The organism is Rhodococcus sp. AD45-ID (assembly GCF_003023755.1).
GTDB classification, from domain to species: domain Bacteria; phylum Actinomycetota; class Actinomycetes; order Mycobacteriales; family Mycobacteriaceae; genus Rhodococcus_F; species Rhodococcus_F globerula.
The window spans coordinates 660,176-675,720 of the sequence record NZ_PYHL01000001.1; the positions used below are offsets into that span (position 1 = coordinate 660,176).

15 protein-coding genes are annotated in these 15,545 nt (G+C 61.9%); 9 read left to right on the forward strand and 6 right to left on the reverse strand.

Annotation, left to right across the window (positions count from 1 at the left end):
* Positions 1–2: 2 nt before the first annotated feature.
* A complete protein-coding gene (locus C7T36_RS03035) occupies positions 3–794 on the forward strand; it encodes a DNA-formamidopyrimidine glycosylase family protein (protein ID WP_045070662.1) in 792 nt (263 codons plus the stop codon).
* Here C7T36_RS03035 and C7T36_RS03040 read toward each other — a convergent pair.
* Positions 781–1,350 (reverse strand): TetR/AcrR family transcriptional regulator, encoded by a 570-nt coding sequence (locus C7T36_RS03040; RefSeq protein WP_033231249.1) that lies wholly within the window; start codon positions 1,348–1,350, stop codon positions 781–783. The genes C7T36_RS03035 and C7T36_RS03040 overlap by 14 nt on opposite strands.
* Before the next feature lie 52 nt (positions 1,351–1,402).
* Here C7T36_RS03040 and C7T36_RS03045 point away from each other — a divergent pair, with 52 nt between their 5' ends.
* Together C7T36_RS03045 and C7T36_RS03050 are read left to right on the forward strand one after the other, a co-directional pair.
* A complete protein-coding gene (locus C7T36_RS03045) occupies positions 1,403–2,344 on the forward strand; it encodes an oxygenase MpaB family protein (RefSeq protein ID WP_045070665.1) in 942 nt (313 codons plus the stop codon).
* Positions 2,345–2,361: 17 nt separating this feature from the next.
* Positions 2,362–2,898 (forward strand): hypothetical protein, encoded by a 537-nt coding sequence (locus C7T36_RS03050; protein WP_033231251.1) that lies wholly within the window; start codon positions 2,362–2,364, stop codon positions 2,896–2,898.
* A gap of 350 nt (positions 2,899–3,248) precedes the next feature.
* Here the strand turns inward: C7T36_RS03050 and C7T36_RS29995 are convergent, their stop codons facing one another.
* The 3 genes from C7T36_RS29995 to C7T36_RS03065 all read right to left on the reverse strand — a co-directional run bounded on the left by C7T36_RS29995 (position 3,249) and on the right by C7T36_RS03065 (position 7,029).
* Positions 3,249–3,440 (reverse strand): hypothetical protein, encoded by a 192-nt coding sequence (locus C7T36_RS29995; RefSeq protein WP_162487764.1) that lies wholly within the window; start codon positions 3,438–3,440, stop codon positions 3,249–3,251.
* A gap of 213 nt (positions 3,441–3,653) precedes the next feature.
* The gene (locus C7T36_RS03060) at positions 3,654–5,180 is read right to left on the reverse strand and encodes an HNH endonuclease signature motif containing protein (RefSeq protein ID WP_045070668.1); all 1,527 of its coding nucleotides are present in this window, start codon (positions 5,178–5,180) and stop codon (positions 3,654–3,656) included.
* A gap of 106 nt (positions 5,181–5,286) precedes the next feature.
* Positions 5,287–7,029, reverse strand: coding sequence for a glycerol-3-phosphate dehydrogenase/oxidase (locus tag C7T36_RS03065; protein ID WP_033231254.1), 1,743 nt, complete (start codon positions 7,027–7,029; stop codon positions 5,287–5,289).
* Between the two features lie 89 nt (positions 7,030–7,118).
* Between C7T36_RS03065 and glpK the strand changes: the two genes are divergently transcribed.
* The 6 genes from glpK to C7T36_RS03095 all read left to right on the forward strand — a co-directional run bounded on the left by glpK (position 7,119) and on the right by C7T36_RS03095 (position 12,654).
* Positions 7,119–8,609 (forward strand): glycerol kinase GlpK, encoded by a 1,491-nt coding sequence (gene glpK, locus C7T36_RS03070; RefSeq protein ID WP_045070671.1) that lies wholly within the window; start codon positions 7,119–7,121, stop codon positions 8,607–8,609.
* 153 nt (positions 8,610–8,762) lie between these two features.
* Positions 8,763–9,650 (forward strand): phosphate/phosphite/phosphonate ABC transporter substrate-binding protein, encoded by an 888-nt coding sequence (gene phnD, locus C7T36_RS03075; protein WP_045070674.1) that lies wholly within the window; start codon positions 8,763–8,765, stop codon positions 9,648–9,650.
* On the forward strand, positions 9,647–10,447 hold the full coding sequence (gene phnC / locus C7T36_RS03080; protein ID WP_052683632.1) for a phosphonate ABC transporter ATP-binding protein: 801 nt from the start codon (positions 9,647–9,649) through the stop codon (positions 10,445–10,447). Before phnD ends, phnC begins: the two co-directional genes overlap by 4 nt.
* A complete protein-coding gene (gene phnE / locus C7T36_RS03085; protein ID WP_033231257.1) occupies positions 10,425–11,258 on the forward strand; it encodes a phosphonate ABC transporter, permease protein PhnE in 834 nt (277 codons plus the stop codon). The genes phnC and phnE overlap by 23 nt, the downstream gene beginning before the upstream one ends.
* An 8-nt stretch (positions 11,259–11,266) precedes the next feature.
* A complete protein-coding gene (locus C7T36_RS03090) occupies positions 11,267–12,037 on the forward strand; it encodes a tyrosine-protein phosphatase (protein ID WP_045070676.1) in 771 nt (256 codons plus the stop codon).
* An 11-nt stretch (positions 12,038–12,048) separates the two neighbouring features.
* Positions 12,049–12,654 carry a TetR/AcrR family transcriptional regulator gene (locus tag C7T36_RS03095; RefSeq protein ID WP_033231518.1) on the forward strand — a complete coding sequence of 202 codons (606 nt, stop codon included), beginning with the start codon at positions 12,049–12,051 and terminating at the stop codon, positions 12,652–12,654.
* Here the strand turns inward: C7T36_RS03095 and C7T36_RS03100 are convergent.
* Together C7T36_RS03100 and C7T36_RS03105 are read right to left on the reverse strand one after the other, a co-directional pair.
* On the reverse strand, positions 12,639–13,832 hold the full coding sequence (locus C7T36_RS03100) for a PLP-dependent aminotransferase family protein (protein ID WP_045070679.1): 1,194 nt from the start codon (positions 13,830–13,832) through the stop codon (positions 12,639–12,641). The genes C7T36_RS03095 and C7T36_RS03100 overlap by 16 nt on opposite strands.
* Positions 13,833–14,016: 184 nt before the next feature.
* The gene (locus C7T36_RS03105; protein ID WP_033231260.1) at positions 14,017–15,420 is read right to left on the reverse strand and encodes an NAD(P)H-quinone dehydrogenase; all 1,404 of its coding nucleotides are present in this window, start codon (positions 15,418–15,420) and stop codon (positions 14,017–14,019) included.
* Between the last annotated feature and the right edge of the window lie 125 nt (positions 15,421–15,545).

The following is a 15,545-nucleotide window of genomic DNA, read 5'->3' on the forward strand; positions in this document are numbered from 1 at the left end:
TGATGCCCGAAGGCGATACCGTCTGGCGGACGGCCAATGCACTTCGCACGGCACTGAACGGCAAGGTACTCACCACGTGCGACGTGCGTGTCCCGCGATATGCCACCGTCAATCTGACCGGCACACGAGTCGACTCCGTAGTCAGCCGAGGAAAGCACCTGTTGATCCGAGTCGGCGACGCCTCCGTCCACACCCACCTGAAGATGGAAGGCGCGTGGCAGATCTACGCACCAGGTGAGCGGTGGCATCGCCCCGCCCATCAGGCGCGCATTATCCTGGCGACCGAAGATGCTGTTGCCGTGGGGTTTTCGCTCGGCATCACCGAAATCCTCGATCGCAACCAGGAAGACTCCGTCGTTGGCCATCTTGGGCCGGATCTCCTCGGCCCGGATTGGGACAGTGCTGTTGCGGAGGAAAATCTGCGCGGCGCGGGCTCCGAACCGATCGGCGTTGCGCTCCTCGATCAACGGGTCATGGCTGGACTCGGCAATGTGTATCGCAATGAAATCTGTTTTCTCCGTGGGCTTCATCCACGCACACCGACAGACCGGGTTCCGGATCTCGCGGCCGTAGTCGATCTGTCGCACCGCATTGTCGGTGCCAACAAATCACGTCACGTTCGGGTGACCACCGGCGATACTCGTCCCGGGAGGCAGACGTGGGTGTACGGCCGCCGCGGAAAGCCATGTCGGCGTTGCGGAACGCGAATCCGCGAGGAACTGCTCGGACCCGACCAGCTCACCGAACGACAGATATTCTTCTGCCCTTCCTGCCAACCGCTTACGCGCGATTAGCTTTTGTCAACAAACGGACGCAGTGCGCGACAAAGCGATCGCGGCTTACGTCGATTGTGCCGTCGAGGTATCCGATGAACAGGGTGAACAGTGCACCCACCAATCCCACCGCGGTCAGCTGCTTCTCCACCGGATCAGTGATTTCGGAGAGCTGTGCATAGACGAGGTCCACAAAAGCCGGCATCGATTCGATTCCGCGGCCTCCGAGCACCGGTTCGGAGAGCGGAGCGATCAACAGCACTCTACCCATCGCGGGATCGTCGACCATCAACTTCACGAACGTGTCAACCGCTGCGGTGGCAATCGCTTCGGATCCGGACTCTGTAGCTACTGCTGCCGCGAGTGCGGTTTGGGCGCGCTCCGAAACATATGAGTGGACCGACACCACGTACTGATCGCGATCGGTGAAGCTCTCGTAGAAGTACCGTTCCGTCAGTCCCGCAGCCTTACATACTGCCCGGACATTGACGGCAGGACCGTCCACTGCGCCCAGTAGTGTCACGCCGACATCGAACAGCGCTGCCTTCCGTGCTGCACGCCGTTCCTCGATACCCACTACCCTGCTCCGATTCCTTGACTACTGATGTTGTCGATCCTAATCTGACAACATGCGTAGTCAAAGTGATGACGTACCCACACCAACACCGCTTGGGCCCGATTCCTTGACCTGGAAGTATTTCGGCGATTGGCGAGGCATGCTTCAGGGCGTGTGGGCAGGTTCTATGCAGAACATGCATCCAGGACTCGGGGCCGGCGTCGAGGAGCATTCGCAGTTCTTCGACGAGCGCTGGGAACGCCTCTACCGATCGCTCTACCCCATCGCCGGAGTTGTCTTCGACGGCGACAGAGCCCAGGAAACCGCTGAACAGGTACGCGGCTACCACACCACGATCAAGGGCGTCGACAAGCTGGGTCGGCGCTACCACGCCCTCGACCCGGACACCTTCTACTGGGCACACGCGACCTTCTTCATGGGCACAATCGTGACGGCGGAGAACTTTTCCGGCGGCCTCACCGAAGCACAGAAACGGCAACTCTTCACCGAGCACATCCAGTGGTATCGCCTCTACGGCATGAGCATGCGGCCCGTCCCCGAAACGTGGGAGGCATTCCAAGAGTATTGGGATCACATGTGCCGCAGCATTCTCGAGGACAACAAGGCCACGCGTGATGTGCTCGACCTCTCCGGCCTGGGCAAGCCGCCATTCATGACGTGGCTACCCGAGCCGATCTGGAAGCTCGCACGCATTCCCGTCGCACGAGGCTTTGTGTGGCTAACCGTCGGTATGTACGACCAGCCGGTTCGCGATCTTCTCGGATACTCGTGGAGCGCGCGCGAGACGAGGATTCACACAGCTGTCGGCAAGACCGTCAACGCGGTCTTCCACCTTGTCCCGTGGCGCTACCGTTATCAACCGCGCGCCCGCGCGGGCTGGGACCGAGCCACGGGCAGGACGGCGCCCGATGCGCCACTCGTTCACACACCGGCCCGCAACCTGCCTCCCGCAACGCGCCGTGACAGTCCGATGCACTACAGCCCAAATGCCTGATCTGCCATAATCAAGCGATGCCGCGGAGCCTACGTACCCTGCTCAATCGCCCGATTACCGCCCGCGGTCGCCACCTCGGGCAGGAGCGCATTGCCGCCCGGACCACCGCCTACGTGTACGGCAATATCTTGGCTCTGGCCGCTCTGATTCCGGTCACCCAATCTCAGGAATCGCTCGGCGTCGCCATCGTCATCGGCACGGCCCTGTCGACGTATATCGCGCATACTTTCGCCGAGGGCGTCGGCGAGAGTATTCGCAATGATCGAGAACTCACGACTGCGGAGAGAATCGAAGCTCTTCGTGATTCCGTGCCCATCCTGACCTCGGCCGTGGTTCCGATCGTCATTCTGGCAACCGCCTGGTTCAACCTTCTCGAGCCGCGGACTGCGCAATTGATTGCGGAATTTGTGTTGGTGCTCCGTATCGGTTCCACGAGTTACGTCATCAGCTATCTCCGCGGCGAAAAAGTCGGCACAGCAACTCATGTCGCGGCGTTCGGTCTCGCTGCGGTAGCGACGTTGATCGTCGCCATCAAAATCGTGCTGACTCACTGACTTCGCGCGTGCTTTATGAGAACGTCATCGCACCCATCCGACAATAGCTACTGCGCCCCCGCGATCCGATATACATAACGCAGACAATTCACTCTTCATGACGGATCCGGAGAACCTGCCGATATGAACGCCCCACAACCGCCAGATCCGTGGGATTCTCAACCACAGTGGGACTCCCAACCACAGCGGGATTCACAGCCACCGAAAGATCCACCGCCACCACAAACACCGGCGTGGGTGTGGGTTCTTCTCGGTGCCGGGGTAGCTGCGATCGTTGTGGTTGTTGGGCTTGTCTGGGTGCGGCCGATGCTCTTCGACGCAGAGACGAATCAATCCGCACGATCTTCGACTCAGCTCAACACAACGGCATCTACAACAACTACACCCACCACAGAATCTTCTCCCACCACAACGTCGGCAGCTGCTCGAACCACTACCTCCGCGCCGGCGTCCGGCACAGCTGTCCCAGCAAACGCAACGCGCTGCGGACCCGTGTTTTCCAACAACGAATTGCCGAACTCCGCGACCGGCAGCAAAGCCACGTCATGCGAGTTCGCCGAAGAAGTTCGGTATCAGTACGTCAGTCAAGGCAAACGAAATGCGACAGTGTCGATCAACGCTGTCAGCCCCGTCACCAATACTCGCTATTCGATGAGTTGCACCGGAAAGAAAGTTGTCACCTGCACTGGTGGTAACAACGCAATCGTCTACCTCTTTTAGTAGATGAGGCTCTTTTAGTAGATGAGGCGACGAATTCAGAATGGCGGTGGGTCGTCGCCGTAGTCGACGGTTTTGTGGGGCACGCGCTTTCGGGGCGTGGAGATCGGGAACGTTTGCCGGCGTTTGCGATCGGCGTGTTTTGCTGTTCGGTGCTGAATCTTGACACGCCGGAGCTTCCGCTCACCTCGGATGCGGGCAGCTTTGTTCTCCAGTCGAGTCCGTCGAGGTTTGCCGTCTTCCGGTGGCGGCGGTTCCTGTTGGCCGGCGAGTAGTCCGGCAGCTCTGGTGCGGTAGCAATGGCCGGTCTGCGAGGTCAAGGTAATGCTGCGATCCGGGTTCGGGTCCAGTTGCCACTTCCCGGAGTGCTTGAGGCGGTGATGGTTGCGGCAGAACGCACTCAGATTCGACGCAACCGTCTTGCCGCCCTGTGCGGGGTTGGTGTGGTTGAACGGATCATTGTGGTCGAGGTCGCAATTCCAGGCCGGGACATCGCAGTGCGGCCACTGGCAGCTGCCCGCGAAGACCCGCAGCCACGTGTCGAGTGCCGCGCCGGGGCGGTACACAGATGCGGACGCCGGCTCAGGTGTCGGTTCAGGTTCAGCATCTGCCGGTACTCGCACTTCTCGAACGTCTGCGTCTTTCGCGATGTCACGGGCATGCTCGGCACTGATCACGCCGTACCCGTCGAGATGAGCGGGTTCATCCGACCCTGCGTGCAGTGCGGAATCGTGCATCACGACATGAACGAGTGGCCGGCGAATGATGATCATGCCGCTGCGGTCCTGCGGGCAATCTCTCCGGTCGCAGTCGCACACCAACACCGTCGAACCGCTCACCAGAGCGCCCAGCGCATCCGCGCGGCGTTGCTCATACGTACGGGAATCGTGGCGGCACACCGACATCGCCAACTCCCGCAACCTGCCGTCGAAGGCGCGGGCCTGTTCCGCCGGGATACTGCCGAGGATGCGGGCCATGCCGTCTTCGGCGGCACTGACCCCCACGAACCGATCCGCCAGGGCCCGGCGTCGTCGTTCCCGCATGCCTTCCGGATCGACGCGGGCGACGATCCGGTCGATCGCCGCGGTCAACCGCCGACCCGTCAACCCGATACCGCCGTCCACGGGTGGAGCCAACACCTGCTCGAGCAGCAAGCGTTCGACCTCGTCGATCAACTCGTCACTGACATTCGCGGTCGCGGACTCGATCAAAGAGACCCGATAGAAGTCGAGTTCACCGCGGGCCATCGCCGCACGAGTGCGATGCAACCGCGTCTTCAACGCAAAACCCAACCCGATGAGCTTCCCGGCAGCGGCACGGCCCATCGTCAAGACCGCGCCGACCTCGGATTCGGCCAACTCGTGCGCCGACGACGTCCAGGTACCGCCGTCGACATGCTCGGCGCTGCGGCGGGTGAAGAACTCCGCCACCACGGCCAGTTTCCGCTCGACCAACATCGCTTCACACGAATGCAACTGGGCCATCAAATCAACCAGGGCGCAATCAGTTTCGGTACCACTCAGCTGCGCTGAGATACCGAAACTTCCCACCCCCGAATCGAACATGCTCTCACCGTAATCGAAACCCTGTTCGAATTCGAGAGCTCCTCGAAATCAGTCGGAAAAGTCCGATAAGTGAAAAATGCCCACGAACCGCACACAGTTAAAACAACTACACGCGGTCCGCCACCTCGACTACCGGCTCGAGGATTTCCACCCGCGATTCCGGTGCCGCTGCCCTCAGTGCGTCCGCTGCTTCATCGTCGGGCTGAGCCTGCGATTCCACTTCGGCCTTCACCCGTGCACGGTAGGTGTCAACCTCGCGATCGACGGCCTCGGCATCCCAACCCAGCACGGGGGCAACAAGTTCCGCGACTTGCTGGGCGCAGTTGACGCCGCGGTGCGGGTACTCGATCGCAATGCGCGTGCGCCGCGCCAAGATGTCGTCCAGATGCAGTGCCCCTTCTGCGGCCGCGGCATACACTGCCTCAACCTGAAGGTAATCGGGCGCATCGGTTATGGGCTGCAACAACTCCGGAGTCGTGCGGCCTAATTCCAACACTTCGGTGATCAAGGAACCGTACCGGTCGAGGAGATGCTTGACGCGGTACGGATGCAGACCGTACGTCTCACCCAACTGCATGGTCTGATTGACCAACGCAAAGTATCCGTCGGCGCCCACGAGCGGCACCTTCTCGGTGATCGACGACGCAACTCGCGCCGGAATGTCCTCGGACGCAACGTCAACCGCATCCTCCGCCATGACGCGGTACGTGGTGTACTTTCCGCCCGCAATGGCAACGAGGCCCGGAGCAACCCGGGCAACGGCATGCTCACGCGACAGTTTCGACGTCTCGTCGCTCTCGCCGGCCAGCAGCGGACGAAGGCCGGCGTACACACCGTCGATGTCGGCGTGCGTCAAAGGCGTCACGAGCACCGAATTGACGTGTCCGAGAATGTAGTCGATATCGGCCTTGGTTGCGGCTGGGTGCGCGAGGTCGAGATTCCAATCCGTGTCCGTAGTTCCGATGATCCAGTGGTTGCCCCACGGAATCACGAACAGCACAGATTTTTCGGTGCGCAGGATGATCGCCGCTTCACTGACGATGCGGTCACGAGGAACGACGATGTGCACGCCCTTCGACGCCCGGACCCGGAACCGGCCACGCTGACGCGACAGTGCCTGGATCTCGTCGGTCCACACGCCCGTCGCGTTGATGACGACGTGTCCCTTGACCTCGGCGGTCCGTCCGTCTTCACAGTCACGAACACGGACACCCGACACTCGATCTGCTTCGCGTAGGAAGCCGACAACCTGCGTCGACGTCCGGACCACAGCGCCGTAATGCGCCGCCGTCCGCGCGACGGTCATGGTGTGACGGGCGTCGTCGACCACTGTGTCGTAGTACTGGATTCCGCCGGTCAGCGAACTCCGCTTGAGGCTCGGCGACATACGCAGTGCCCCGGCTCGCGTCAGGTGCTTCTGCGAGGGCACCGATTTGGCCCCGCCCATCCGGTCGTACAGGAAGATTCCGGCTGCCATGTACGGGCGTTCCCAGACGCGGTGAGCCAGCGGGAACAGAAACTTGAGCGGCTTGACCAGGTGCGGTGCCAGTGTCGTCAGAGAGAGCTCACGCTCGCGTAATGCCTCACGGACCAACCCGAATTCCAGCTGTTCCAGATAGCGCAGACCGCCGTGGAACATCTTCGATGATCGGGAAGACGTGCCAGACGCGTAGTCACGAGCCTCGACCAACGCGACTTTGAGTCCACGCGTTGCGGCGTCGAGCGCTGTGCCGACACCCACGACGCCGCCACCGACGACGATAACGTCGAACTGTTCGCTCTGAAGCTGCTCCCAGGCAGCTTCTCGCTGCTGTGGGCCGAGAAACTGCACACCCTGCTGCTTACTCAACCCGTATCTCCTGTAAGTCGACGACGAATTCGCATCCAGGCTAGTAGCTTCATGCTCATACTGCGACAGCGCACGAACCAAGGAGACATGTGAACCAGTACATCGCCGCCATCGACCAAGGCACCACGTCGAGCCGATGCATGATCTTCGACCACGACGGCGCTGTTGTCAGCGTTGCCCAGAAGGAACACGAACAGATCTTCCCGCAAGCCGGCTGGGTCGAACACGATCCGGTGGCGCTGTGGATGAACACCCGCGAAGTGGTGGCAGGTGCACTTGCCAAAGCCGACCTCACCCGCGCGGACATCGCGGCGGTCGGAATCACGAATCAACGTGAGACAACGGTGGTCTGGGAGCGAAAGACCGGCAAACCTGTCTACAACGCCATTGTCTGGCAGGACACGCGCACCGATCAGCTGTGCCAGGAACTCGGTGGCGACGCCGGGCCGGAAAAGTACCGCGCCCAGACCGGGTTGCCGTTGTCGACGTATTTCTCGGGCCCGAAAATCCGGTGGATTCTCGACAACGTCGACGGGGCGCGCGCGAAGGCAGAAGCCGGCGAATTGTGCTTCGGCACCATCGATACGTGGATTTTGTGGCACCTCACCGAGGGGCAGCACGTGACAGATGTCACCAATGCGTCACGCACAATGCTGATGGATCTGGAGACTTTGCAGTGGGACGAGTCCATCTGCGCGGATTTCGGTATTCCGATGTCGATGCTTCCGGAAATCCGCAGTTCTTCCGAGATCTACGGCAAGGGTCGACCTCGGGGCAACCTGGCCGGCGTTCCGGTCGCGGGCATTCTCGGAGACCAGCAAGCAGCCACGTTCGGTCAGGCCTGCCTGTCGGTGGGTGAAGCAAAAAACACCTACGGCACCGGCAACTTCCTTCTCCTCAACACCGGTACCACTCCGGTCCACAGCAAGCACGGCCTCCTGACCACTCTCTGCTACAAACTGGGCGACGCCCCGGCGGTCTATGCCCTGGAAGGTTCTGTTGCCGTATCGGGATCACTGGTCCAGTGGCTGCGTGACAACCTCGGGATCATTCAGAATGCCAAGGACATCGAGGCCCTCGCTGCCACCGTCGACGACAACGGCGGCGCCTACATCGTCCCTGCCTTCTCCGGTCTCTTCGCGCCGCGCTGGCGTCCCGATGCTCGCGGCGTCATCGTCGGACTGACCCGCTTCGTGAACAAGGGTCATCTGGCCCGGGCAGCACTCGAAGCCACCGCGTATCAAACCCGTGAGGTCATCGACGCCATGCGCGCCGATTCCGGCGTCGAACTCTCCGCCCTCAAGGTCGACGGAGGCATGGTTGTCAACGAGACCCTGATGCAGTTCCAGTCCGACATTCTCGGAGTGCCGGTCATCCGTCCCGTTGTCAACGAGACGACCGCGTTGGGCGCGGCCTACGCTGCCGGTTTGGCCGTCGGCTACTGGTCCGATACCGACGACATCCGCCGCAATTGGGCCGTCGGCAAGACGTGGGAGCCCGACATGGAAGAGTCCGAGCGCTCCCGCCTGTACGCGGAGTGGAACAAGGCCGTCGAACGCACGTACAACTGGTCCGATTAGTCGGGTTCGGTGGGGCGCCGCGCGCCCCACCGAAGGCCGCTCCAACTGTTCACCTGCGCGCAATTACGAGTACAGCGTTCTCGTAATTCCGATACAGACACCGATGGTTTCGTAACAGGCGTCAAACTCCCCCGCCTTTTCGGAAGGTCCATCATGCGTGCTCGAGTCGGTATCGCCGTCGCGTTGACTGCCGTCGCTTCACTCGCCCTGTCCTCGTGCTCCACCGAATCCGAAGCCTCGTCTGCGGATTCGAATCAGATCATTTTTGCCACGCCTCCCGGCACCGATGACGTCAAAGAGCTCGCCATCATGACCGATGTCGCCGACATGGTGGGAACCGCGACCGGCAAAACCGTCAAACACGAGTCACCGGCGGACTACCTCGGCGTCGTAGAGGCTGTTCGGAACGGATTTGTCGACGTCGCCGTCCTCAGCCCTTTCTCGGCCGCCCTCGCATTCAAGACGGGAAGCGTCGAGCCCATCCTCGCCTGGAACGGGGCACCCGATCCAGCGTCGTACTGTCTGGCCAAGTCCGACAGCACAATTCAATCCGTCACCGACATCAAGGGACATCAGGTCGCCTTTGTCGATCCGGGATCGACCACTGGCTACTTCATGCCGAAGGCAATGATGGCCGAGGCAGGCCTCACCGACGGAACCGACTACAAGAGCACCTTTGCCGGCGGGCACGACTCTGCGGTTCTCGCATTGATGAACGGGAACGTCGACGTTGCCTGCACCGCGCGCCAGCTCTACACGTCGTTCATAACCGGTGGCATGTTCACCGCCGACGACGTCCGGATCGTCGGCCAAAGCGCACCCATCCCGGTTGGTGTTTCCATTGTCGCCCGCAGCGGCCTCGATTCCGAGACTCGTGACGCGATCAAGGACAAGCTCCCGGCAATGCTCTCGGCGAATCCCGAAGCATCGAAGATCCTGGGCGTTGGCGGCACGTACACCGCCGATCCCGACTTCTCGGTGTACGAACCGTTGGTCACGATCGCGGAAGCTGCCGGAGTCGACCTGGACAACATCCGATGACAGCGCCGGTAATTCGCCCGCCGCGCTCGTCCATAGTTTCGCCGCCGGTGGTCGCTGGACGCAACATCCGAGTCACGTTCGGCGACAACATCGCCCTCGACGGCGTCGACCTCACCGTTCGCCCCGGTGAAGTAGTCGGTTTGCTCGGCCACTCGGGATCCGGCAAATCGACATTGATGAAGACACTGACCCGCCTCACCGACTTCACCGCCGACGAATTGACAGTTGCCGGCCGAGACGTCGCGCAGCAGAACGGTTCCGACTTACGTTCTCTGCGTTCGGATGTCGGCTACGTCTTTCAGCACTTCAATCTGGTGCCGCGACTGAGCGCCCTGACCAACGTCTTGACCGGCGGTCTGTACGACGCCGGTGCGGTCAACCTGATCGGCGGATTCGGACGCACCCAACGCGTCGAGGCTCTCGAACTATTGCGCCGAGTCGGATTGGAAGGCAAAGCATCTCAGCAGAGCCGGACACTCAGCGGCGGTGAGCAGCAACGGGTAGCGATCGCGCGCACTCTGATGCAACACCCGAAACTGATCCTCGCCGACGAACCCGTCGCCTCCCTCGATCCACGACTTGCCGGAACCATCCTCACCTTGCTGAGGGAGATTGCCCGCGAACGTCAGGTTCCGGCGATCGTCAGCCTTCACGTCGTCGGCCTCGCGAGAAAGTACACCGATCGCGTCATCGGCCTGCGGGACGGACGCATCGTATTCAACAGCCGTGCAGAAGAACTCAACGAAGAGGCGGTGAGCACGATCTATGGTGAACATGCAGACATCATCGAGCAGTAAGCGCGAACAGACGCAGGCTATGTCGAAGGAAGCCGAACGCCTCGCCAAACCGTGGCGTCTACCCTCCCCTCGCAGCGGGGTCGGTCTGATCGTCATTGCAGTGGTCCTCGCGTGGTCGTTTGCCGGCGCAGACGCCGACCCCGCGCGCCTGGTTTCCGGTGTACCCAACATGGTTGATTTTGTCTCGCGACTGTTCCCGCCGACTTTCGACAAGTTCGACGTCATCGTCACCCTGCTGATCGAAACGCTCCAGATGGCAATTGTCGGAACGCTGGTAGGCGCGGTTCTGTCACTGATCCTCAGTTTCGGTGCGGCATCGAACATCGCCCCGAAGTGGCTCTACGGCATATCCCGGGCGATCCTGAACGTCTTGCGCTCGATCCCCGAACTCATCTACGCCCTGATGTTCGTCTCCGCTGTGGGCCTCGGCCCGTTTGCCGGTGTGCTTGCCATCGTGGTCGGCTCCCTCGGCTCGATCAGCAAGATCTACGCCGAGGCGATGGAATCGGTCGATCAAGGTCCACTCGATGCCTTGAGTTCCGCGGGAGCCGACAAACGGCAGATCATCGCCTACGGAGTTCTGCCGCAAGCAGCACCCCTGCTTGTCAGCTACACCCTGCTCCTCTTCGAGGGAAATGTCCGCGGTGCAACAATTCTCGGTCTCGTCGGTGCCGGTGGTATCGGTTTGGAACTCACCACGGCCATGCGCATGTACGACTACGGGCACCTGAGCACCATCATTCTGAGCATCATCGTGCTCGTCACCGTCATCGACCGAATCAGCGCGATGATCCGCGCCCGACTGAGCTGAGAAAAACCATGACCAACGTACTCTCGTCCCCCGAACTGCTCGACCCGGTGAACCTGCGCGATCTTGCCGCGGTGCCAGTGGCAAGCGGATACATTCGCGAATCTGTCGCCTTCCGCAGCGACGACGTCTCACACCTGTCGACGGAATACGCCGATTCACTGTGGAACAGGGGAATCCGCACGGTGATCGATCTACGGTCCCCTGGCGAAGCGGCACACACCGGGCGCGGCCCACTCGCTGCTCACGCTATCGCCTATCACCACATTCCACTCGTCGCCGAGGTCGCCGCTCCCGCCGCCATGAATCAGGCGCTGCCACAGGTAACCACTCCCGATCACGTCGGCCAGTGGTATGCGGACCTTCTGGAATCCGCGGCACCTCAACTCGCGACAGGTCTGACCGTCCTCGCCCTGAGCCCCGGCGGAACCGTATTCCACTGCGCCGCAGGCAAGGACCGCACGGGGGTGTTTGCAGCGGCGCTGCTCAGTGCAGTCGGCGCGGATGCCGACGCCATCGCAGACGACTACGCCCGCACCTCGGCTGAGCTACCCCGCCTGCATGCGCGGGTCCAGATGATCATGGGCGGCTTCCTACCGTTCGACTTCGATGCGGACAGCATGCCCAGTGGCGCCATGATGGGCGCCGAGCGTACCTCCATGACCGTCATGCAGCGCACACTCGTGCGGCGCCACGGGGACGTTCTGGCGCCGTTGCGTGCGGCCGGACTCAGCCAGGAAATGGTTGCGCTCTTGCGCACGAAAATGCTTGCAACACAGTGATACTCGAGAACGTGACAACACCGGAAACGCCGCGCGGACCCGGTCGCCCCCGCGATACCGCCGTCGAAGAAGCAGTCCTTACCGCAACCATCGAATTGTTGACGGAATTCCCCAGCGCTGACGAGGTGACGATCGCCGCCATCACCACTCGGTCCGGAATTTCGCGCGCCGCAATCTATCGACGATGGTCGAGCCGCGAGGAACTCCTGGCGGCAGCGCTCGACAGCGTCCGATCCGAGGTGAAGACAACCTTCACCGGCGATCTCCGCGTCGACCTTGCCAATTCCTTTGCGGTCGGCATGGTCGACGTGACCGGCGCGTCCGGTGACCTGGTTCGTAAACGCATCGTTCTCGGATTGCAGAACGACAAGGTCCGCGAAGCCAGCTGGCAGCAACACGTCTCACGGCGCCGCGTCCACCTGACGGAAGCAATGTCCGAAGCGCAGGCCGCAGGCACCTTGGACTCCTCGGTGGACACGGATGTCCTGATCGACCTGATCGTGGGAATGTCCTACTACCAGTTTGTCGTCCGCGGACCGTCCACGGCCGACGGGGCCGACGATCGGGTCCGTGCCGCAATCGAATTGCTGTGGCGCGGAGTTCAACCCCGAGACTGAGCGGAAGCATCACGGAAGGCGTCGCACAGTTTCCGTGCGGCGTCTTCCAGCACTGTTTCCGGATACGTCGCAAAACACAGTCGGGCCGATAGGCTCAGGTCTGCGTCGAAGCCGAATGCGGCACCGGGCACAAAGGCAACACCATGCTCGACGGCAACATCGAGAACCGCCGCAGTGTCTACGGGTTCAAGGCTCTCCATCCAACAGAACATGCCGCCGCGCACGGGCGAGAATCGTGCGCTGTCGCCGAAGCCGGCCTCCAAGGCACTGACAAGAGTCTTCGCGCGGTTGCCGTAGGACGCCCGCAACTTGTCCAGATGCGCGTCGAACCACGCGGTGTCCGAGAACAAGTCGGCCGCAATCTGTTGAGTGAGCGACGACCCGCACAGATCTGCACCCTGTTTGATCAATTCGACCGCTTCGCACACGCGCCGGTCACCGTGCAGCCAGCCGACACGCAGGGCAGGAGCCAGCACCTTGGACGCACTGGACAGCCGAATAACCCTGTCCGACAATGCTGCGACCGGAAGCGGCGGCGGACCGTCGAAGTACAGTTCCCCGTACGGGTCGTCCTCGAGTATCCAGAAGCCGTACGTATCGGCAAGTTTCGCGAGGTGTGCGCGACGTTCGAGCGAAAGAACGGACCCGCGCGGATTGTGAAAGTTACTCACGGTATGAACAACTTTCGGACGTAGTCCACCCGCAAGCTTCGCTTCGAGAACGTCGGTATCCATGCCGTCCGCGTCGACCGGGACGGCGGCCAGGCTTGCCTGCGCAGTCCGAAAGACCTGCAGTGCGCCGGTATACGCCGGATCTTCCACAACAACGGTGTCACCGGCGTCGAGCAATACCTGAGCCAGCAAACTCAGGCCCTGTTGGGAACCATGCGTGACCACCACGTCGGACGATTCGAGTGTGCGGCCGATCTTGACGGATTCGCGGGCCGCAATGACCTCACGAAGGTGTCGCAACCCCGAGGTCTCACCGTACTGAACGGACGACGCATCACCGAGAGCGTCGGCAGCTGCCTGTGAAATGCGCTCTCGGGGAATAAAATTCGGGTCCGGCAAGCCGCCGGCCAAACTGATCACGTCAGGGCGAGCAGTCAGGGTGAGCAGGTCACGGATTGCAGAACTACGGAGCCCACCCATACGAGCAGACAGCGCGGCGTGTTTCATAGAAACTCCCAGGCACGCAAAAAGAAAGATCAGAGGAAAAACACCCTGAGCCGCCGAGGGGTCTACGGGGCGGGGAGAGCGCCGTGGTACCGATCCATGATTCGACCGGTACCACGACTATCCCACCATCACGCCAATATGTGAAATCGAATTCTCAGATTTCGGGAAACCACATTACGGAAAATCAGTCGAGGTCGTCGTGACGCATGAGCTGACGCGCCGCCTCGGTGATCGAACCGGTCAGCGACGGGTACACCGAGAACGTCTGGGCCAGGTCGTTGACGCTCAGGTTGTTCTGCACGGCCATCGCGAGCGGCAGGATCAACTCGGATCCATTGGGCGCGACCACAACTCCGCCGATCACGACACCCGTTGCGGGACGGCAGAAGATCTTCACGAAGCCACGACGCAGTCCGGACATCTTGGCGCGCGGGTTGGTGTTGAGCGGCAGCATGACGGTACGAGCCGGAACTTCACCGTTGTCGATTGCAGCCTGTGTCACACCCACCGTTGCGATCTCGGGACGTGTGAACACCGCCGACGCCACCGTCTTCAACTTGATGGGGCTCACGCCTTCACCGAGTGCGTGGTACATCGCGATGCGGCCCTGCATGGCGGCCACGGATGCGAGCGGGAGCAGGCCAGTGCAGTCACCGGCAGCGTAGATACCCGACACCGCGGTGCGGGAGACGCGGTCGACGCGCAGGTAGCCGCCCTTGTCGAGCTCGATGCCGACCTTGTCGAGACCGAGTCCGTCGGTGTTGGGAACCGAGCCGACTGTCATGAGGGCATGGCTGCCCTCGACCGTGCGGCCGTCGGAAAGCTTGACGATGATCCCGTCCTCGGTGCGCTCGACGGCATCGGCGCGCGCATGCTTGACCAGGATCACGCCGCGCTCGGCCAACGCGTCTTCGAGTACGAGTGCCGCGTCGGCATCCTCGCCCGGGAGCACTCGGTCACGGCTGGACACCAGCGTCACCTTGACGCCCATCTCGGTGTACGCGGACACGAACTCGGCACCGGTCACACCGGAACCGACAACAACGAGGTGCGAGGGCAGCTCTTCCAAGTCGTAGAGCTGACGCCACGTCATGATGCGCTCACCGTCCGGTTCCGCGCCCGGGATGATGCGGGGGCTGGCACCGGTCGCAATAAGGACTACGTCGGCAGCGATAGTGCGCTCCTCACCGTCGGCGAGGGTCGCTCGCACCTGGTGTGTCGCCAATCCGAGTTCCTGGTCCGTCAGTTCTGCGGTGCCGGAGAGGACCTCGACACCAACCGTCTGCAGTCGAGCACGAATGTCCGAGGACTGGGACAGCGCAAGCGCCTTCACACGGGCGTGAATCTTGGGGAGCGACACCGACGCCTGCTCGGGATCGAGCGTGATTCCCAAATCGGATGCGCGACGCATGTCGGTGCGGATTCCGGTCGACGCGATGAACGTCTTCGACGGCACACAGTCGAACAGGACACACGCGCCGCCGACGCCGTCCGAATCGACCAGGGTGACGGTTGCGCCGTGCTGGGCAGCAACCAGCGCTGCCTCATATCCGGCAGGTCCGCCGCCGATGATCACGATCCGGGTCATGTGTCCTCCAAGTCGTCAGGCGACCGGCAGGGGTCTCCCGCCAGTCCATACACCTCATGTACAGCACGCGTTGGTCACGCTATTGCAGCGATCGAGGTCGCGCAGTGCTTGTACCAGATTACTAG

Coding starts and splice junctions, on each gene's coding strand:
- C7T36_RS03035 (WP_045070662.1), top strand. CDS start 3: ATGCCCGAAGGCGATACCGTCTGGCGGACGGCCAATGCACTTCGCACG.
- C7T36_RS03045 (WP_045070665.1), top strand. CDS start 1,403: ATGCGTAGTCAAAGTGATGACGTACCCACACCAACACCGCTTGGGCCC.
- C7T36_RS03050 (WP_033231251.1), top strand. CDS start 2,362: ATGCCGCGGAGCCTACGTACCCTGCTCAATCGCCCGATTACCGCCCGC.
- C7T36_RS03060 (WP_045070668.1), bottom strand. CDS start 5,180: ATGTTCGATTCGGGGGTGGGAAGTTTCGGTATCTCAGCGCAGCTGAGT.
- phnD (WP_045070674.1), top strand. CDS start 8,763: ATGCGTGCTCGAGTCGGTATCGCCGTCGCGTTGACTGCCGTCGCTTCA.
- phnC (WP_052683632.1), top strand. CDS start 9,647: ATGACAGCGCCGGTAATTCGCCCGCCGCGCTCGTCCATAGTTTCGCCG.
- phnE (WP_033231257.1), top strand. CDS start 10,425: ATGCAGACATCATCGAGCAGTAAGCGCGAACAGACGCAGGCTATGTCG.
- C7T36_RS03090 (WP_045070676.1), top strand. CDS start 11,267: ATGACCAACGTACTCTCGTCCCCCGAACTGCTCGACCCGGTGAACCTG.
- C7T36_RS03100 (WP_045070679.1), bottom strand. CDS start 13,832: ATGAAACACGCCGCGCTGTCTGCTCGTATGGGTGGGCTCCGTAGTTCT.
- C7T36_RS03105 (WP_033231260.1), bottom strand. CDS start 15,420: ATGACCCGGATCGTGATCATCGGCGGCGGACCTGCCGGATATGAGGCA.